This window comes from Rhodoferax sp. ZS1R25 (assembly GCF_056521335.1).
In genome coordinates this window covers 477,694-495,829 of sequence record NZ_JBWMAZ010000002.1, presented here as the reverse complement: position 1 = coordinate 495,829, position 18,136 = coordinate 477,694, and the positions used below count along the sequence as shown (strand labels likewise).

Here is an 18,136-nt window from a genome sequence, read left to right as displayed (position 1 = left end):
GTCACACAAGAATTTATGACCGAGTTGAACGCCATCGTTGACACCGCCAAAGCCGCTTTCGCGCAGGCCGTGACGCCCGCCGATCTGGAAAATGCCAAAGCCCTGTTTCTGGGTAAGTCCGGCCGCATGACCGAGCTGATGAAAGGCATGGCCGCGCTCAGCGTGGAAGAGAAAAAGTCAACCGGTGCCGCTATCAACGTGGCCAAGCAGGCCATCGAAGCCGCGCTGACCGAGCGCCGCCAGGCGTTGGCAGATGCCGAGCTACACAAGCAACTCCAGGCTGAGGCTCTGGACGTGACCCTGCCAGGTCGCCAGCGCGGGCAGGGCGGTTTGCACCCCGTGTCGCTGACGCTGGAACGTATCGAGGCCATCTTCGGCTCTATGGGTTTTGAAGTGGCCCAAGGTCCAGAAATCGAGTCTGACTGGTTTAACTTCACCGCGCTCAATACGCCCGAAGACCACCCCGCACGCTCCATGCATGACACCTTCTATGTAGAAGGCGGCTCTGAGACCGCGCCCAATCTGCTGCGCACCCACACCAGCCCCATGCAGATCCGCTATGCGGTGCAGCACGTCAAAACACACCGCGCGGCCGCAGGTGCCTCCGCTGACGGCTTGTTCTCTGGCGACATGCCCGAGATCCGCGTGATCGCCCCCGGTCGCACCTACCGTGTGGACAGCGATGCCACGCATTCCCCCATGTTCCACCAGTGCGAAGGCCTGTGGGTGGGCGAGAACGTGAGCTTCAAAGACCTGAAGTTCGTCTTCACCGATTTCTGCCGCACCTTCTTTGAGTCGGACGATCTGGTGCTGCGCTTCCGCCCCAGCTTCTTCCCGTTCACCGAGCCCAGTGCCGAGATCGATATCCAGTTCCAGACCGGCCCGCTGGCCGGCCGCTGGCTGGAAGTGGCTGGCTCCGGCCAGGTGCACCCCAATGTGATCCGCAACATGGGCCTGGACCCCGAGAAATACATCGGTTTTGCCTTCGGCATGGGCCCGGATCGCCTGACCATGCTGCGCTATGGCGTGAACGACCTGCGCCTGTTCTTTGACGGTGACATCCGTTTCTTGTCCCAGTTCCAGTAAACCGACAAGCGCCTGCCACTGCCCACCGCCAAATACCTCGCCTGACTGACCATGCAATTTTCTGAATCCTGGCTGCGTACCTTCTGCAATCCTTCCATCTCCACCGCCGAGCTGGCGGAGACGCTCACCATGGCCGGGCTCGAGGTCGAAGAACTCAAGCCCGTCGCGCCCCCGTTCACCAAGATCGTGGTCGGCGAGATCAAGGAAGCCGAGCAGCATCCCAACGCCGACCGCCTGCGCGTCTGCAAGGTAGACGTGGGCCAGCCCGAGCTGCTGAACATCGTTTGCGGCGCACCCAATGCCCGCGTGGGCATTCGCATTCCCTGCGCCCTGGTAGGGGCCGAGTTGCCGCCGGGTGAGGATGGCAAGCCTTTTCTGATCAAGGTCGGGAAATTGCGCGGCGTGGAAAGCCAGGGCATGTTGTGCTCGGCCCGCGAATTGAAGTTGTCCGAAGACCATGGCGGCCTGCTGGAGCTGCCACTGGACGCGCCCTTGGGCCAGGACATCCGCCAGTACCTGGACCTGGATGACACGCTGTTCACCCTCAAGCTCACGCCCAACCTCGCGCATTGCCTGAGCATTTATGGCGTGGCGCGCGAAGTGGCGGCTCTGACCGGCGCGCCGCTGATCACCGCACCCATTGTCCCGGTGGCTGTGACGAATCAAGACAAGGTGGCCGTGAAGATCAGCGCCCCCGATCTGTGCGGCCGCTTCTCGGGCCGCGTGGTGCGCAACGTCAACACCAAAGCCAAGACCCCCCAGTGGATGGTGGACCGCCTAGCCCGTTGCGGCCAGCGCAGCGTGACCCCGCTGGTAGACATTTCCAACTACGTGATGTTCGAGCTGGGCCGTCCGTCGCACATCTTCGATCTGGACAAGATTCATGGTGGTCTGGACGTGCGCTGGGGCAAGCCGGGCGAACAGCTCAAGCTGCTGAATGGCAACACCGTCACGGTGGACGACAAGGTCGGTGTCATTGCCGACGATTCCCAGGTGGAGTCGCTCGCCGGCATCATGGGCGGTGACGCCACCGCCGTGTCCGACGACACCCAGCATATCTACGTGGAGGCCGCGTTCTGGTGGCCCAAGTCGATCGCCGGCCGCTCGCGCCGCTTCAACTTCTCCACCGACGCCGGTCACCGCTTTGAGCGCGGTGTGGACCCCGCGTTGACCGTGGAGCACATCGAGCGCATCACACAACTGATCATCGAGATCTGCGGCACTCCCGCCACCACCTGCGGCCCCGTGGACGACCAGAAAGCCAACGTGCCGACGCCCGCGCAGGTCACCCTGCGCGTGGCGCGTGCTGTCAAGGTCATCGGCATGCCACTGACCCAGGCGCAGTGCGCGGGCGCCCTGAAGCGTCTGGGCTTGCCGGTGACCGACGGCGAAGGTACGGTCACCGTGACGCCCCCGTCCTACCGCTTTGACCTGCAGATCGAGGAAGACTTGATCGAAGAAGTGGCCCGCATGGTGGGCTACAACAACCTGCCGCACACGCCGCCGCTGGCCCCCATCACGGCCAAGATCCGTGCGGAAGCCCAGCGCAGCCCGTTTGCCGTGCGCCGCGCGCTGGCCGCTCTGGGTTACCAGGAAACCATCAATTTCAGCTTTGTGGAAGAGCGCTGGGAGCATGAGCTGGCCGGCAACCCCAACCCGATCAAGCTGCTGAACCCGATTGCCAGCCAGATGAGCGTGATGCGCTCCTCCCTGATCGGTTCGCTCTTGCAGGTGTTGCGCTTCAATGCCGCTCGCAAGGCACCGCGCGTGCGCGTGTTTGAGCTTGGCCGCGTGTTCCTGCGCGACGCATCGGTCAAGAGCACCGACGCCACCGTGGAAGGCTTCGATCAACCCATGCGCATCGCCGGCTTGGTAAGCGGCAGTGCCGACGCGCTGCAGTGGGGCCGCAATGAGCAGGGCGTCGATTTCTTCGACGCGAAGGGCGATGTGGAAGCCTTGCTGGCACCGTTGAGGGCCGAGTTCGCGCCCGGTACCCACCCCGCCATGCACCCAGGCCGCTGCGCCCAGGTGGTACTGGACGGCAAGGTGATTGGCCATGTGGGTGAGTTGCACCCCAAGTGGCGCCAGTCGTATGAGCTGGCGACGGCGCCCGTGGTGTTTGAGCTGGCGCTGGATGCCGTGTTGGCCCGCCCGGTCCCCGAATTCAAGCCGGTAGCCAAGTTCCAGGCCGTACAGCGCGACATCGCCGTGGTAGTGGGCGACAGCGTGACCCATGCCGCCCTCATGGCCGCTGTGTGGGCCGCGCCTACATCGGGCCTGCTGCGTGATGCGCAGCTGTTCGACGTGTACCGCCCCAAACTCGCCAAGGATGTGGTGGCCGCAGACGGCGCAACCGATCGTAGCCTGGCCGTTCGCCTGACGCTCAACAGCGACGAAGCGACCCTGACCGAAGAACAAATTGAAACCGCGGTGAAAGCCGTGGTGGACCAACTGGTTGCGGCGGTCGCTGCCCGCCAGCGCGTTTGACCTGACCATCCACGAGATAAGGTTTTAGCCACCATGGATTTTTCTGTTGAAAGCCTGGAAACGCCCGCGTTGACCAAAGCCCAGTTGGCCGACATGCTGTTCGAGCAAATCGGGCTCAACAAGCGCGAGTCCAAGGACATGATCGACGCGTTTTTTGACCTGATCGCGGCCAGCCTGGTGGATGGCACCGACGTGAAAATCTCCGGCTTTGGCAACTTCCAGATCCGCACCAAGGCGCCCCGTCCAGGCCGCAATCCGCGCACCGGCGAGGCGATTCCGATTCAGGCACGTCGCGTGGTGACCTTCCACGCCAGCCACAAGCTCAAAGAGCAAATCCAGGACGAGAACAAAATCACACCCGTGATTTAAGCCACAGTCCCGCCTTATTTTGTGGCGGTATCCATTTGGGCTTTGCACGTTAGGGAAAGTTAGAGTAACCTCTGCGCTTTGCCTCGTATAGCATTGATTTCAATGGAGAAAACGCTCCCCCCCATCCCCGCCAAACGCTATTTCACCATCGGTGAGGTGGGGGATTTGTGCGGCGTAAAACCTCACGTGCTACGGTATTGGGAGCAGGAATTCACGCAGCTGCGCCCTATGAAGCGCCGTGGCAACCGCCGCTACTACCAGCATCACGAGGTGCTGATGATCCGCCGGATCCGCGATTTGCTGTACGACCAGGGCTTCACCATCAGCGGTGCGCGCAACAAAATGCAGGAGTTGCTGCAAAGCGAGCGTGACAAGAAACGCAATGGCGAAGTGATGCTGGAAGGTCTGGAGGTTGTCGAAGTCGATGACATGGACCTCGAAGACTTTGAAGACAGCCAGAGCATGGACAGTCTGGATGTGCCTGCGATGGAGCTGGTGCAACTGAAGCGCGAATTATTTGAAATTCGTGAACTTCTTGCTGAGGCAGCCTGAGAAACATCTCTAAGCCGAGTTATAATTTGAGGCTTCGATCGGTGTGTGGCGCAGCCTGGTAGCGCACTTGCATGGGGTGCAAGGGGTCGAAGGTTCGAATCCTTTCACACCGACCAAAAATTGACGAGGGTTAGCTGGAAATTCCAGCTAACCCTTTTGTCTTTGTGGGGTCTTGCAATTTGCAGAACCCACCTAAAATAGAGTTTCAGGGGCTGCACTGGTTTCGACACGGGTTCGGACGCGCAGCAGGGCATGTCGAGCTGAGTGCGCTCGTAAAACAGATTCAAACAAACTAACTGCAAACGACGAACGTTTCGCACTCGCTGCTTAATTGCTAGTGAGGCTCACAACAGCAAGCCGATAGGCTGGGCAAGGGTGGCGCAAGCCGTCCAGGCTGTGGGCTAATTTCATTCGGCTGGGCCTGCCTTGGGTAACTTAGGGTGGGTCGAGACAATAGGTTGCTGGCGTCTTGCATAGCGTGCCACTGCGCGATGTAGGGAGCGAGATCCAAACCAGATGGCTACACATGTAGAACTGTTCGAAGAAGGCTTGTGGACGGGGGTTCAAATCCCCCCAGCTCCACCACTCCCAAGACCAAGGCCGTTTGCTGGCTTCCAGCAAGCGGCCTTTTTCTTTGGTAAATCAACAGCTTACGGGCGTATTTCTTCCGTGTAAGTGCATTGAAGTGCGCCACCAGCCAGCCCCAAACCGGGGAACAGAGCGGGGAACAAACCGGGGTAAGGGCTAGAATTTGGCCAGTTGTTCCCCGGTCTCGTGTGCATTTACCCCGGTGGAACTGTCCCAGAGTGGCCACTTGTTCCCCGGTAGGAGGTTCCCGATGCTGACCGACAAGCAATGCAAAAGCGCTGTTTGCTCCCCTAACAAGACCCGCGCTCGCTTCACCGATGGCGCGGGCCTGTACCTGGAGGTGAGTCCAGCCGGTTCTAAACGTTGGTTCTGGAAAACGTACCAGGACGGCAAAGAAGGGCGTTTGGCCCTGGGTAGCTAAGGCTGTAGCGCTGTGGGACGCTGCGGCAGTCGTGTTAGATCCAAGTACTGCACCCTATCTACTGCGCAAGCGTGTGCAGCCCTACGGTGTGCGCTTTGGAGTTGGCGGTTGGCTGCTGGTGCCAGTGCGCGATGCAGTGGGTGAACTGTGGAACGTGCAGCGCATTGCACCGGAGAAACCTACCGGCGGGCCGGATAAACTGTTTCTGAAGGGTGGCCGCAAGTCAGGCCTGTGGCATCTGTGCGGTGACCCTGTAGGCGCTGCGGTGTTGCTGGTAGCTGAAGGCTATGCCACGGCAGCGAGCTTGCATGAGGCTACAGGGCACCCGGCGGCAGTGGCCTTTGATGCTGGCAACCTGGCACACGTTGCCAAGGCACTGCACCAACAGTACCCCGCCGCACTGCTGGTGCTATGTGGCGATGACGATGTGCAGACGTTTGCCCAGAAGGGCCACAACCCCGGCAGGGACAAGGCCACGGCAGCGGCAAAGGCGGTGCAGGGCATCACTGTATTTCCTGGGCAGTTGCCCGAGGGCGGCAGTGACTTCAATGATATGCACCAAGCTGCGGGGCTGGATGCGGTGCGGGCTTTGGTCGAATCAGTGATTGAAGCGCACCAGGAGCAGCAAAGCGCGCTGCAGGCCGCGCAAAAAGCAAGGGCAGGCCAGCGCAGCAAGCAAGCGCAAAACGAGCGCACAGAGCCGCAAAGCGCTGCGGGCTTCGAGCGCTTCCATGTGGTGGATGGCGATGGCCTTTACTACACTCCGCCCGGTGACGATGGCGGTGCACCCCGTAGGGTTTGCGGTGTGCTGCGTGTGGTGGGCATGGCACGGGACAGCCACGACAACCAAGCGGCCTTACTGTTGGAGTTTGTGACCCAGTTCAGCAAGGTGCGGCGCTGGCTGATGCCGCTTGCAATGTTGGCAGGGGATGGCAATGCCTACCGCACTGCGCTGTTGGGGCTGGGCTTCATGACGCCCACCGATGGCAAGCGCCGCGTTTGGTTGACCGAGTACCTGCAGAGTCGCAACCCTGAAGCCTTGGAGCTGGTGCGCCATGTCCCCCGCGTGGGCTGGGCGGGCCGCTGCTACGTGCTGCCCGATGAAACCCTAGGCACCAGCCCCAGCGGTGAGCGGGTGATATTCCATAGCGAAGCGGGCATTGAGGCCAATTTCAGTAAGCGCGGCAACCTGGCGCAGTGGCAACAGGATCTTGCACGCCTGTGCGTGGGCAATTCCCGTGCAGCCTTTGCAGTGGCCACAGCCTTTGCCGGGCCGCTGTTGGCATGGGCCAATGGTGTGACAGGCGGCGGGGTTCATTATGTCGGCCCGACCTCTATCGGCAAAACTACTTGCTTCCTGCTGGCTGCCAGTGTGTGGGGCAAGGGCACCGAGAAAGACCCCGACAGCTACATGCAGAAATGGCGGGCCACATCCAACGGTCTGGAGTACCAGGGCGAGCAGCACAACGATTGCACGCTGATTCTGGATGAGCTGGGGCAGATGGATGCTGGGGACGCTGGTAACGCTGCGTACATGCTTGCCGATGGCATGGGTAAAACACGCGGTAAGGGGGCTGGCGGGCTGAGACCTAAGCCTACCTGGCGTCTGTTGTTCTTGAGCAGTGGCGAGCTGACACTAGCCCAGCACATGGAGACGGTGGGGAAAAAGATAAAGGGTGGGCAAGAGGTGCGCCTGATCCCCATACCCACCGAGGTGCGGGAAGGGTCTGCCCTCGAGGATTTCCACGAATTCAGCAACGGGCATGAGCTGTCCGGCTGGGTGCAGGGCCATGCTGCCCGCTGCTATGGCGTTGCAGGCCGCACATGGCTTGAATACCTTGTCGCCAATACCGAAGGGCTGGCCGCTGGCCTGCGTGCACGTATGGACGCGATAGAGGCTCAGATTGTCCCGGCCAATGCTTCGGGTCAAGTGAAGCGGGGCGGTAGGCGCTTTGCCTTGATTGCTGCAGCCGGTGAGATTGCGACAACTGCGGGCATTACAGGCTGGCCAGTCGATGAAGCAATCAACGCTGCACAAGTCTGCTTTGATGCATGGATCAAGTTGCGGGGCGGTGCTGGCAGTAGTGAGAAAACCAACATGCTGAGGCAGGTGCGTACGTTTCTAGAAGCGCACGGTGAAGGCCGCTTCACTTACTGGCATCGCGCCAGCGATGACCGCGTGCCCAAGACGCTGAACAAAGCCGGAGTGCGGCGCATGTTGAACGCTAACGGTGAGCCAATCAAATCCAACAGTCAGCACAAGGCCGAATTCGGCGAAGAAATGCACCCCGTGGATGGGGAGTCGGTCAGCTATGAATACTACGTGCTATCTGAGACGTTCAAGGCAGAGGTGTGTAAAGGCTATGACGTGCAGGCCGTGTGCGCCGTCCTGGTGGAACATGGTTTTCTGACAGTCAAGGAGCCGGGGCGCTACAGCATCAAGACCAAGCTGCCCGGCATTGGGCCTGCACGTTGCTACCTGATTACGCCTGCAATCTTTGATCTTGACGCGTAGACAGCATTGGCGCCCTGGGTGTGGGGCTGGGTGCATTGCTTGAAGCCCCAGCCCTAAATTGTGCGTATTCCGGTCGGTCTGACCATTTGTTTCGGGAATTATTGACAACCATAAGCCAAGAGTGTGTTTCTGCAAAGGCAACCATGGGCCGGGTGCGGGCTTTGACGAATGTCTGCTTCTGGACGTGTTTGCTTGGCAAACCGATATTCCACGTGACGGCGTCACTACATGCACTTGAGCAAGCAAGCCGCAGCACACAACGAGAGCAAAGCGGCTAGGACAAGGGTGAGCAGCATTAAGGGCAAAGCCCTCCAACTGCCGATTCGGCTTTTGTCGCGAAACAAATACCAGTAGTACACCAGTATCGGAACGATGGATACCAGCAGGCCGAAGGTCAATAGGACTGGACGTACTTCCCACGAATTTCGCATACTTTCCACGGCGTCGGGTATGGTTGCCAATTCCAAAACTGGGATAGTCAACAAGTTGACGAGTGATAGCAGGACGATGCGGATTCTTGTCAAAGTTGCTGTTGTCATTTGCGGGGGAATGATGCTTCACGCCTTTGTGTATGACTGCTATATGGGTTGGCTTTCAGAAAGCGGACATTCGCGAAAGCCAGCTTCTGCCGCGTAGCTAAGACGGCAACAGACTGATTGCGGTCCTACAGATTGGAATTCTGCTTGCGCCAGTGCGGACATTGGCCCCCAACTTCTGGCAGACCGCATTCTGGCGAGTTGTTCGTCGCAATATGTCGCCGTGATGCGCCGGGCTCGGTCAGATCCAGCGCCACAAAAGGGATCGCTCTGAACGGTTCAATGGTTTAGCTCAGTGGCGCGAAGCTGGCTTCTCGGCGAAACGTCCCTCAGGCGTGTCGGGTTGGGTAGTACCTTTTTTTAGAGGAACGTAGTTGTGTGTCAGCAACGACTAATGGTTCATGCTGGATCAGCGTTTGAATGCACTATTGATTGGCTCACTCATAGGAGCTGCAATCCAGCGCTCTAGCTGGTCTTGTAGTTTCCAAGACTTCGTTCCATTTGGCGATTCCAAGTATTGCCCGTTGGAAATTAACGTAAACCAACTTGATACTGTATCCGTGGGCATTGGACGAAATACGTTCTCCGATTCGGTTGTCAGTAGCTGATTCGCAAAACAAGAGAAGTTGCGTACTTGATCAGGCGTAGCTTTAAGGACTGTGACAAATTCAGAACGTTTATACCCAGCAGCATCGGAATATCGAAAGATTTGATTTGGCGAAATCCTGTCAGGGTTTGGTGAAGATCGTGGGTATGCCCGATCAGAGCGGGTTAACACTGCCACAAACAATTGTCTGTCTGCATCGAATGCGTACCAAGTCAACATGCCTTCATTTACGTAAGCCCCCCTAAACGTAGAAACTGCTCCACTTCTTATGCGCGATATCTCCACGGGAATTTTTGTATTACTGTTCTGCTCACTTTGAATCGGTGGGGTCACCAGTTCGCTGGAGCGTTGTTGAATATTCTTCTCATCCGTCTCAAACGTTCCATTGGCGCAGTCATAGGTCGCAGTTTGCGCACATACAGCGATAGTTAAGCTTGAGAAAAAGAGGAAGATCGAAAGGATTTTCATAAGTACTGCTCGACGTTCCGCTTATTGGACGGCGTAGCCTATGCAAAACAGATTCACGTTTTTTTCAATCCGGATACAAACAGGTCCATCACCCGGCGTGCAGCTTACGCTGCAGACTTGAAGTCTACGACCATCCGCTGACTGGCACACAGGCTGACTTCCAGCAAGCCGACGTTCGTGACCGACCGCTTCCGCCGCATATCGGCTGTCCATCGTATCCGCCTGGCGTGCCAGCCCTGAATGCCTGCTATCCGGCTACGAGTCAGAAGCCACCGAATTTCGCTTTGGGTCGATTACTGTCAGTTGGTCAACACAAGCACCCTGGTCAGGATTTTGCGGAATGACGGTCAACGATGGCCAGAATTGTTTTTGCCTCCGATCAAATGTCACTGATGGACTGCACGGGCCGCGTGTGGGGGCGGTGTGTGCGAAGCCTTTTCGCGCTACAAAAGCGGGTTTGTGCGCCTCTTGATGTGCTCCAAGGAAAACATGGGCGAGGCGTCTGCATTGTCCTAGTGCTGGCTTTGTCGCCCACAACGTTCGCGCATTCCGGCACGTTGGACGGTGGCGGACTTCATTGTGGCAGTTTGTCCCCTGCTGTCCCCGGCTTTCACAGATGCCGGGGACTGCGTAAACCCGCATGGATAAACGCTGTCCCCTATGTCCCCTGTGTCCCCTACAGAAAAGCAGTTGGCCGGACTTTGTTCGATGTTTTCGCCCCCCCCCATAAAGGTACTCCCAGAGCCCAGAAGCACGCGGGTGAATTGAGCGGTGCCCCCAAACTAGATTCAAAGTTTTTACTAGGGGGGTGATATCGAGCAGTTGATTGGCATGGCCTCCATTTAGGGGTAGCAGAACCAAAACCGGGGAACAAACCGGGGAACAAATACTAGAAATATTTTCAACTTTCTAGTGTTCATGCGGTTTTCAAGGCTTCTTTCAATTGACCCCAGCCCTAGGCAAAAGCCGCTCACCATCACTGGTGAGCGGCTTTTTTCTTGGCGCTTGCGAGAGCGAATTTGGCGCGTACAGGCTCGCTGTAGAAGCAGCGCGCACAGACCTGCAAATAGCGGTTGTTGCCGCCAATCTCTACTTGTTCGCCTTCGCGCACGCGCTTGCCGTGGTCGTCCAGGCGGATGTTCATGGTGGCCTTGCGGCCGCAGGCGCAGATGGTTTTGATTTCTTCGATGTCGTCAGCCAGCGTGAGCAGGTAGGCGGCCCCGGGAAACGGGTTGCCTTGAAAGTCCGAGCGCAGACCGAAGCAGATGGTCGGAATGCCGGCGGTGTGGGCCAGTTGGTGCAACTGCCGTACCTGGGCGGGTTGCAGAAACTGCGATTCGTCGATCAGCACGCAGGCCAGCTGGGTGCGGTCGCCCAGCAGTGCCAGAAAGTCGGTGTCGGCGTCGAAGACGTCGGCCTGGCGCTGCAGGCCAAGGCGTGAGGCGATACTACCTTTGCCACTGCGGTCGTCAATGCCGGCGGTGAAGAGCTGCACGGTCTGGCCTTGCTCTTCGTAGTTGTAGGCGATCTGCAGCAGCGAGGTCGATTTTCCGGCGTTCATTGCCGAGTAACGGAAGAAGAGTTTTGCCATGGGTTTGCTTCTGTTTTTATAGCGGCTTGCGCAATATCCACGGGGGCTAGGCCCCGGTTTTATCCTCAAACAAGGCGACGGCGTTCTGCGCGACCTGCAGGGTGTCGTAATAGACATACGCGCCCACGCTGACCGCACCCAGCAGCGGCACAAAGCGCGATGCGCCCTTGCGCAGCGCCGCCACGGCCAGCATGCCACCCAGCTTTTGCGCCAGAGTCTGCAGAACCTTGAGGGTGGCGGGGCGCACGACCACGCGCTCACCCATGCGCACCGCGATGTCGCGAAACAGCTGGGCCGAGAGTTGCTTGAACAGGCAGTACAGCAAGTGTTCGCGCCCCAGCGCGTGGTACTGGCCATAAACCGCGGCGATGTCGGCCACCATCTGCGCCTGCAGCCTCCACACGCCCACCATCTCGGGCAGCACGGTGACCCAGCCTAGCCAGCCGGGCGGCAGCGAGAGCGAGCCAGCCAGCAGGCTGGCCTTGCGCGCGGTGGCCCGGGCAATGGCGTGGGCGCGCTCGGCGGGGTGCTGCTGCATGGGCTCGTCGCTGGCGGGCACCTGCACCACCAGCTCCAGAATGGCGTCGGCCATCTGCGCGCGCAAAGGCAGGCTGCGTTTAGCCATGGGCATTCTCCAGGGGGAAGACCGCGCTGTCGCGGCCCATGGGTGGGGCCAAGCGCTTGGCGAGCGCGTGGTAGGTTTCCAGGTCAAACGCCAGCGCTTGCCGGCTCTGACGCACATCGTCCAGGTCCTCGGCCGAGTGCACGGTGGCCACATGGCACCACTGGTCAAACACATGCACATCGGTGCGGCCGGTGCGCGCGTGGTGCTCGCGGATGCCGATGCGGCCTGCGTGGGGCCAGCCCCGCAGGGTTTGCTGCACCAGTTCCACCTGGGCCTTTTTGCTGGATTTTCGGTTGTGCAGCGGCTTGAGTTCCCTGACCAGGCGCGTTTGCAGCAGCAGGGCGCCCAACTCGCCCGCGGTGTCATGCCACTCGACACGGCGAATCTCTTGGGCGATACGCGCCTCGCGCGCCACCTTGGCCGCACTTTGGAAGTGGGCGAGTACGCGGGTGCGCATGTTCACGCTCTTGCCGACATACAGCGGCGTGCGGCCTTCGCCGTAAAACAGGTAAACGCCGGGGGTGTCGGGGATGTCTTCCACCGGCGTTTCCAACTGTGGTGGCACGCTGGTGCCGCCCATCAGGAGCGCCGCAGCTTCGCGCTGCACGGCCTCGGCGCCCAGTTCAGCCTGGGCGAGCTGCAGCCATTGCAACACCACCTCTACATCGCCCATGGCGCGGTGGCGGGCCTGGGTGCGCAGGCCGTGGCGCTGCATGATGGCGTCCAGTCCATGGCCCTTGTGCTGCGGATACAGCCTGCGCGACAGGCGCACGGTGCACAGCGTCTTGACCTTGAGCGGCTTCTCCAGCCGGGCCAGCTCATGCACCACAAAGCCGTGGTCAAAACCCACGTTGTGGGCCACAAACACCGCGCCGTCCAGCAGCTCCAGCAGCCGGGGCGCCACCTGGGCAAAGGTGGGCGCGTCTTCCACCATGGCATCGGTGATGCCGGTCAGGCTCTGGATGAAGGAGGGAATGGAAACGCCGGGGTTCACCAGCGTGCTCCAGCGCGCTACCTCTACCCCGTGCTCCACACGCACCGCAGCAATTTCGGTGATGCGGTCGCGCACCGCGCTGCCTCCGGTGGTTTCCAGATCCAGCATGACAAAGCAGGGCAACATGGGAACCTAGACGATGTCGACGGTATGGATGCCGTACTGGCCGGTACGCCGGTCGGCAAAGTAGCGCTCCAACGTTTCCTTGACGGTGCGAAACGCAATCTCGTCCCAAGGAATCTCGTCCTCGGTAAACAGCCGGGCTTCGATGGTCTCAGTGCCGGGGTTGAACTGGTCGCTGGTCAGCCGGGCGCGGTAGAACAGGTGCACTTGGCCCACGCGTGCCACGTTCAGCAGGGTGAACAGACCTTCCATCTCAAACTGGGCACCGGCTTCTTCATCGGTCTCACGCGCGGCACCTTCGGCCGTGGTCTCGTTGAGTTCCATAAAGCCGGCGGGCAGGGTCCACTTGCCAAAGCGGGGTTCGATGTTGCGTTTGCACAGCAGCACTTGGTCGCCCCAGTGCGGCACGGTGCCCACCACGTTCAGAGGATTCTCGTAGTGGATGGTGCCGCAGGCCGGGCAGACGGCGCGCTCTTTGGTGTCGCCGTCGTCCGGCACGCGGTAGACCACCGCGGTGCCGCATTGTTTGCAATGTTGGATCGGGGTGCGCAGCATGAGGGGGCTCAGACCAGCTGCACGTGCAGGGGCTGCAACCCCTCCACACTGGCCAGCAACACATCGCCACGCACCACCGCGCCCACGCCTTCGGGCGTGCCGGTGAAGATCAGGTCGCCGGGCTGCAGCGTCCAGGCGGCGGACAGCTGCTCGATGGTTTCGGCAATGTTCCAGATCAGCTTGGCAATGGTGCTGCGCTGGCGGTCTTGACCGTTCACCTGCAGTGCAATGGCCGCGCTGTGGATGGCGGGCACCTGGGCCGCGGGGGTAATGGGGCCAATGGGTGCGGAGAAGTCAAAGCCCTTGCCAATGCACCAGGGGCGGCCCTGTTTTTTCATGTCGTTCTGCAGGTCGCGCCGCGTCATGTCCAGGCCCACGGCGTAGCCGTAGATATGCTGGAGGGCATTGGCTGCTGCAATGTTGGCGCCGCCCTTGCCAATGGCCACCACCAGTTCTACCTCGTGGTGCAGGTTGCTGGTCAGCGTGGGGTAGGGCATCGCCACGGTCTGGCCAGCCTCGGCCACCAGGGCCGCGTCGGCGGGCTTCATGAAGAAGAAGGGCGCCTCGCGGCCGGTGTGGCCCATTTCCTTGGCGTGCTCTTCGTAGTTGCGGCCCACGCAGTACATGCGGTGGATGGGGAAGCGGGCCGACTCGCCCACTACGGGGATGGAGGGAATGGCGGGCGGCGTGACAACAAAGCTCATGGCGCGTTCCTTGGTTAAGCCGACTTCACCACCAGGTCAAAGTGCTCCACCACGGGTGGCGTGGCAAAGAACGGGCCCACGATGGCGCGCCACTGGGGGAACAGTTCTCCCTGGCGGAAGCCGACGGTGTGGTCTTCCAGCGTGTCCCAGAAGATTTGCAGGATGTAGCGCTCGGGGCTCTCTAGACCCCGGTTCACCTTGTAGCCCTGGAAACCCTTGGCCTTGGAGATGACATCGCGCAGACCGCGGGCAATGGCTTCGTCAAAGGCGGCGTTTTGGCCAGGGTGGATGCGGATGTCGGCAAGTTCCAGAATCATGGGGGCTCCAGGCGGGGAAATGTCAGGGGAAGGGTCTCCAATAGTAACGGCTTCGGGTTTATCCTCGCTGGCATGAAGCTGTACAACTACTGCCGCTCGTCCGCCTCGTTCCGGGTGCGCATTGCGCTCAACCTCAAGGGCCTGGCGTTTGAATACCTGTCCGTGCACCTGGTGCGCGGAGAACAGCTGCAAGACGCCCACCGGGCGCGCTCGCCCGACGCGCTGGTGCCGGTGCTGGAAGTGGACGGCCACGCGCTCAGCCAGTCCATGGCCATCATCGACTACCTGGAAGAAACGCGCCCCACGCCGCCCCTGTTGCCCGCCAGCGCGCTGGGCCGCGCCCAGGTGCGGGCGCTGGCACAAACCATTGCCTGCGAGATCCATCCGCTCAACAACCTGCGCGTGCTCAAGTACCTGACCGGCACCCTGCAGTGCGACGAAGACGAGAAAACCACCTGGTACCGCCACTGGGTGCGCCAGGGTCTGCTGGCGTTTGAGCGCCAGCTGGATGCGCTGAGCGCCCAGGGCCTGCGCCCCACAGCCTTTTGCTATGGCGATGCGCCCACGCTGGCCGACTGCCTGCTGGTGCCACAGATCTTCAACGCCCGCCGCTTTGACACTGACCTGAGTGGCCTGCCCAAAACCATGGCCGCGTTTGACGCCTGCATGGCGCTGCCCGCGTTTGACGCGGCCCAGCCTAGCCGCTGCCCCGACTTCACGCCATGAGTCTTTCTGCTGATTGGTTGGTACCCGACTGGCCCGCGCCCGCTGGGGTGAAGGCCCTTTGCACCACCCGCAGCGGGGGGCAGTCCCGCGCGCCCTATGACCGACTGAACCTGGGCACCCACGTGGGCGACGACTTGGCCGACGTGCAGGCCAACCGCGTGGTGCTGCAGGGTGCTCTCCATGTGCGACCGGTGTTTTTGGAGCAGGTGCACGGCACGCAGGTACAGAACCTGATGCCTGACACGCCCGATGGCACCGTGGCCGACGCTTGCCTGACCACGCGGCCCGGCGTGGCCTGCACCATCATGGTGGCGGACTGCCTGCCCATCCTGCTGTGCGACGCCAGTGGCGCTTGGGTGGCAGCTGCCCACGCAGGCTGGCGCGGGTTGGCCGGGCAGGGCGGCGTGGGGGTGGTGGAGAGCACGCTAGCCGCAGTTAAAGCACTAAATAATGCTCTAGCCCCCGTGGATATTGCGCCAGCAGCTCCTGAAACCATAGCATGGCTGGGTCCCTGTATCGGGCCCACGGCGTTTGAGGTGGGGGACGAGGTGCGCCACGCCTTTGTGACGGGCACGCCTGAAGCGGCGGGCTGCTTTGTGCCTGCCGGCCCCGGCAAGTGGCGGGCCAATCTACCGGCCCTGGCACGTCTGCGGCTGCAGGCGGCAGGCGTAAAAGCGATTTATGGCAATGACGGCAGCACGCCCTGGTGCACCGTCAGCAACCCCTTACGGTTCTTTTCGCACCGGCGCGACCGGATCAGCGGGCGCTTCGCCGCCTGCATCTGGCTGGGCTGACTCCACTGCGGCTGCCGCTGCGTGGGCGGCGATAGCCGCCTCGCGTTCGGCCATCTCCTGGGCCCGGATTTTCCGCTTGCGCCCGGGCGTGCCCATGAAATACACCATCAGCGCCGTGGGCAGCAGGCCGTAGAGGATGAAAGTGACGATGGCGCCCAGCACGGTGCCGGTGGTGTTGGTGGCTTCGGCCACGCTCATCATGAGGGCCACATAGAGCCAGGCAATGGGAACGATGTACATGGAGTTTCAATTTGCGTTGCGTCAGGATAACGCAGCCGCTGGACTGCCATACTTGGGCGTTAGACTAGAGACACTAAAACCCAAGGTGACGGCGTGACCCAATCCAATACTGACTTTTTGGCCCAGGCAACGCAACAATTTCAGCAGGCATTTACCCAGAGCTGGTCCAAGGTGCTGGAATCCTTCCAGGGCATGGACCTGGGATCCGCTGGTGCTGGCTTTCCCGCCATGGCCGACAAGGCCCCTGAAATTCACTTCGCCCCCGAAAAGCTGCAAGAGCTGCAGCAACAGTACCTGCAAGAGGCTATGGGCCTGTTCAGCCAGGGGCTGACCCACCCCACCCAGGCCCCCGCCAACACGGACCGCCGCTTTGCCGCGCCCGCTTGGGGCGACAACCCCGTGGCCGCCTATGCCGCCGCGGTCTACCTGCTCAACGCCCGCACGCTCATGGGCCTGGCCGAGGCCGTGGACGCCGATGCCAAGACCAAGAGCCGCATCCGCTTTGCGATCGAGCAGTGGATGGCCGCCGCCGCGCCCAGCAACTTTTTGGCCTTCAACGCCGAGGCGCAGAAAAAAGCCATCGAGACCAAGGGCGAGAGCATTGCGATGGGCATGAAGAACCTGGTGCACGACATCCAGCAAGGCCATGTGTCCATGACGGACGAGAGCCTGTTCGAGGTCGGCAAGAACGTGGCCACCACCGAGGGTGCCGTGGTGTTCGAGAACGAGCTGTTCCAGCTCATCGAATACAAGCCGCTGACCGCCAAGGTCTTTGAGAAACCATTTTTGCTGGTGCCACCCTGCATCAACAAGTTCTACATCCTGGACCTGCAGCCCGAAAACTCGCTGATCCGCTACGCGGTGGAGCAGGGCCACCGGACCTTTGTGGTGAGCTGGCGCAACCCCGACGCCACGCTGGCCAACAAAACCTGGGACGACTACATCGAACACGCCGTCATCCGCGCCATTGGCGTGGCCAAGGACATCAGCGGCTCACCCACCATCAATGCGCTGGGTTTTTGCGTAGGCGGCACCATGCTGGGCACGGCGCTGGGTGTGTTGGCCGCGCGCGGCGAGAAGCCGGTGGACAGCGCCACCTTCCTTACCACGTTCCTGGATTTCTCGGATACCGGCATCCTGGATGTGTTCATTGACGAGAGCTTCGTCAAATACCGCGAAGGCGAGCTGGGCAAGGGCGGTCTGATGAAGGGCCAGGACCTGGCCAGCACCTTCAGCTTTTTGCGCCCCAACGACCTGGTGTGGAACTACGTGGTGGGCAACTACCTGAAGGGCGAAACCCCGCCACCGTTTGACCTGCTGTACTGGAACAGCGACAGCACCAACCTGCCGGGCCCCTATTACGCCTGGTACCTGCGCAACACCTACCTGGAAAACAACCTGGTCAAGCCCGGCAAGCTCACCGTGTGTGGGCAAAAGCTGGACCTGCGCGCGCTGGACATCCCGGTCTACATCTACGGCTCGCGCGAAGACCACATCGTGCCGATTGGCGGCGCCTATGCCTCCACCCAGGTGCTGCCCGGCAAAAAGCGTTTTGTGCAGGGCGCATCGGGCCACATTGCTGGCGTGATCAACCCGCCGGCCAAGAACAAACGCAGCCACTGGATACGTGCCGACGGCAAACTGCCCAAGACGCATGCACAGTGGCTGGAGGGTGCAACCGAGCATGCCGGCAGCTGGTGGACCGATTGGTCCCAGTGGCTCAAGGGCCATGCTGGCAAGCAAATTGCTGCGCCCAAAACCTATGGCAAAGGCAAGTACAAAGCCATCGAGGCAGCTCCCGGGCGCTACGTTCAAGCCAAGGCTTGAGAATTTCTGAT

Annotated in this window: 16 protein-coding genes, 1 tRNA gene, 1 other RNA gene and 1 pseudogene; 11 read left to right on the top strand and 8 right to left on the bottom strand. The window is 60.8% G+C overall.

Translation table 11 applies throughout. The annotated features are described in order from the left end of the window. The first annotated feature begins 15 nt into the window (after positions 1-15). The 8 genes and pseudogenes from pheS (at position 16) to AC097R_RS13135 (ending at position 8,018) form a co-directional block, all read left to right on the top strand. Complete coding sequence (pheS, locus tag AC097R_RS13170; protein ID WP_479598602.1) at positions 16-1,086, top strand: phenylalanine--tRNA ligase subunit alpha; 1,071 nt, start codon at positions 16-18, stop codon at positions 1,084-1,086. A gap of 51 nt (positions 1,087-1,137) precedes the next feature. Beyond that, positions 1,138-3,573, top strand: a complete 2,436-nt coding sequence (gene pheT, locus AC097R_RS13165) for a phenylalanine--tRNA ligase subunit beta (protein ID WP_479598601.1) — start codon at positions 1,138-1,140, stop codon at positions 3,571-3,573. Positions 3,574-3,606: 33 nt separating this feature from the next. Continuing rightward, complete coding sequence (locus AC097R_RS13160; protein ID WP_310339436.1) at positions 3,607-3,942, top strand: integration host factor subunit alpha; 336 nt, start codon at positions 3,607-3,609, stop codon at positions 3,940-3,942. 102 nt (positions 3,943-4,044) lie between these two features. Continuing rightward, positions 4,045-4,494, top strand: coding sequence for a MerR family transcriptional regulator (locus tag AC097R_RS13155; protein ID WP_310339434.1), 450 nt, complete (start codon positions 4,045-4,047; stop codon positions 4,492-4,494). 39 nt (positions 4,495-4,533) lie between these two features. Further along, a tRNA-Pro gene (locus AC097R_RS13150) sits at positions 4,534-4,610 on the top strand. Between the two features lie 92 nt (positions 4,611-4,702). After that, positions 4,703-5,079: a transfer-messenger RNA gene (gene ssrA, locus AC097R_RS13145) on the top strand. Positions 5,080-5,332: 253 nt separating this feature from the next. After that, positions 5,333-5,500 (top strand): annotated as a pseudogene (locus AC097R_RS13140) (Arm DNA-binding domain-containing protein); the annotation flags it as partial. Between the two features lie 34 nt (positions 5,501-5,534). Further along, entirely contained in the window at positions 5,535-8,018 is a 2,484-nt protein-coding gene (locus tag AC097R_RS13135) for a DUF927 domain-containing protein (protein WP_479598600.1), read from the top strand. 945 nt (positions 8,019-8,963) lie between these two features. Here the strand turns inward: AC097R_RS13135 and AC097R_RS13130 are convergent. The 7 genes from AC097R_RS13130 to AC097R_RS13100 form a co-directional block, all read right to left on the bottom strand. Next, positions 8,964-9,629: a hypothetical protein gene (locus tag AC097R_RS13130; RefSeq protein ID WP_479598599.1), complete on the bottom strand. Its 666-nt coding sequence runs from the start codon at positions 9,627-9,629 to the stop codon at positions 8,964-8,966. A gap of 976 nt (positions 9,630-10,605) precedes the next feature. Continuing rightward, positions 10,606-11,220 carry a thymidine kinase gene (locus AC097R_RS13125; protein ID WP_479598598.1) on the bottom strand — a complete coding sequence of 205 codons (615 nt, stop codon included), beginning with the start codon at positions 11,218-11,220 and terminating at the stop codon, positions 10,606-10,608. Between the two features lie 46 nt (positions 11,221-11,266). Continuing rightward, positions 11,267-11,845, bottom strand: coding sequence for a hypothetical protein (locus AC097R_RS13120; RefSeq protein ID WP_479598597.1), 579 nt, complete (start codon positions 11,843-11,845; stop codon positions 11,267-11,269). Next, positions 11,838-12,965 carry an exonuclease domain-containing protein gene (locus AC097R_RS13115; RefSeq protein ID WP_479598596.1) on the bottom strand — a complete coding sequence of 376 codons (1,128 nt, stop codon included), beginning with the start codon at positions 12,963-12,965 and terminating at the stop codon, positions 11,838-11,840. The genes AC097R_RS13120 and AC097R_RS13115 overlap by 8 nt, the downstream gene beginning before the upstream one ends. 6 nt (positions 12,966-12,971) lie before the next feature. Then, positions 12,972-13,517 carry an NUDIX hydrolase gene (locus tag AC097R_RS13110; protein WP_479598595.1) on the bottom strand — a complete coding sequence of 182 codons (546 nt, stop codon included), beginning with the start codon at positions 13,515-13,517 and terminating at the stop codon, positions 12,972-12,974. An 8-nt stretch (positions 13,518-13,525) separates the two neighbouring features. After that, positions 13,526-14,221, bottom strand: coding sequence for a fumarylacetoacetate hydrolase family protein (locus tag AC097R_RS13105; protein WP_479598594.1), 696 nt, complete (start codon positions 14,219-14,221; stop codon positions 13,526-13,528). 14 nt (positions 14,222-14,235) lie between these two features. Next, positions 14,236-14,538: an antibiotic biosynthesis monooxygenase family protein gene (locus AC097R_RS13100; protein WP_479598593.1), complete on the bottom strand. Its 303-nt coding sequence runs from the start codon at positions 14,536-14,538 to the stop codon at positions 14,236-14,238. A 72-nt stretch (positions 14,539-14,610) separates the two neighbouring features. Between AC097R_RS13100 and maiA the strand changes: the two genes are divergently transcribed. Both maiA and pgeF read left to right on the top strand, forming a co-directional pair. Then, the gene (gene maiA / locus AC097R_RS13095) at positions 14,611-15,264 is read left to right on the top strand and encodes a maleylacetoacetate isomerase (protein WP_479598592.1); all 654 of its coding nucleotides are present in this window, start codon (positions 14,611-14,613) and stop codon (positions 15,262-15,264) included. Next, positions 15,261-16,058, top strand: coding sequence for a peptidoglycan editing factor PgeF (pgeF, locus tag AC097R_RS13090; protein ID WP_479598591.1), 798 nt, complete (start codon positions 15,261-15,263; stop codon positions 16,056-16,058). The genes maiA and pgeF overlap by 4 nt, the downstream gene beginning before the upstream one ends. On the opposite strand, the gene AC097R_RS13085 is transcribed toward pgeF, so the two are convergent. Then, positions 15,990-16,298: a hypothetical protein gene (locus AC097R_RS13085; RefSeq protein ID WP_479598590.1), complete on the bottom strand. Its 309-nt coding sequence runs from the start codon at positions 16,296-16,298 to the stop codon at positions 15,990-15,992. The two genes, pgeF and AC097R_RS13085, sit on opposite strands and share 69 nt — an antisense overlap. A 93-nt stretch (positions 16,299-16,391) precedes the next feature. Here AC097R_RS13085 and AC097R_RS13080 point away from each other — a divergent pair, with 93 nt between their 5' ends. Next, positions 16,392-18,125 (top strand): PHA/PHB synthase family protein, encoded by a 1,734-nt coding sequence (locus tag AC097R_RS13080; RefSeq protein WP_479598589.1) that lies wholly within the window; start codon positions 16,392-16,394, stop codon positions 18,123-18,125. Positions 18,126-18,136: the final 11 nt, after the last annotated feature.

What these genes read in the sequence shown, in the direction of transcription:
- pheS (WP_479598602.1), top strand. Translation starts at nt 16, where the DNA reads ATGACCGAGTTGAACGCCATCGTTGACACCGCCAAAGCCGCTTTCGCG.
- pheT (WP_479598601.1), top strand. Translation starts at nt 1,138, where the DNA reads ATGCAATTTTCTGAATCCTGGCTGCGTACCTTCTGCAATCCTTCCATC.
- AC097R_RS13160 (WP_310339436.1), top strand. Translation starts at nt 3,607, where the DNA reads ATGGATTTTTCTGTTGAAAGCCTGGAAACGCCCGCGTTGACCAAAGCC.
- AC097R_RS13155 (WP_310339434.1), top strand. Translation starts at nt 4,045, where the DNA reads ATGGAGAAAACGCTCCCCCCCATCCCCGCCAAACGCTATTTCACCATC.
- AC097R_RS13130 (WP_479598599.1), bottom strand. Translation starts at nt 9,629, where the DNA reads ATGAAAATCCTTTCGATCTTCCTCTTTTTCTCAAGCTTAACTATCGCT.
- AC097R_RS13125 (WP_479598598.1), bottom strand. Translation starts at nt 11,220, where the DNA reads ATGGCAAAACTCTTCTTCCGTTACTCGGCAATGAACGCCGGAAAATCG.
- AC097R_RS13120 (WP_479598597.1), bottom strand. Translation starts at nt 11,845, where the DNA reads ATGGCTAAACGCAGCCTGCCTTTGCGCGCGCAGATGGCCGACGCCATT.
- AC097R_RS13115 (WP_479598596.1), bottom strand. Translation starts at nt 12,965, where the DNA reads ATGTTGCCCTGCTTTGTCATGCTGGATCTGGAAACCACCGGAGGCAGC.
- AC097R_RS13110 (WP_479598595.1), bottom strand. Translation starts at nt 13,517, where the DNA reads ATGCTGCGCACCCCGATCCAACATTGCAAACAATGCGGCACCGCGGTG.
- AC097R_RS13105 (WP_479598594.1), bottom strand. Translation starts at nt 14,221, where the DNA reads ATGAGCTTTGTTGTCACGCCGCCCGCCATTCCCTCCATCCCCGTAGTG.
- AC097R_RS13100 (WP_479598593.1), bottom strand. Translation starts at nt 14,538, where the DNA reads ATGATTCTGGAACTTGCCGACATCCGCATCCACCCTGGCCAAAACGCC.
- maiA (WP_479598592.1), top strand. Translation starts at nt 14,611, where the DNA reads ATGAAGCTGTACAACTACTGCCGCTCGTCCGCCTCGTTCCGGGTGCGC.
- pgeF (WP_479598591.1), top strand. Translation starts at nt 15,261, where the DNA reads ATGAGTCTTTCTGCTGATTGGTTGGTACCCGACTGGCCCGCGCCCGCT.
- AC097R_RS13085 (WP_479598590.1), bottom strand. Translation starts at nt 16,298, where the DNA reads ATGTACATCGTTCCCATTGCCTGGCTCTATGTGGCCCTCATGATGAGC.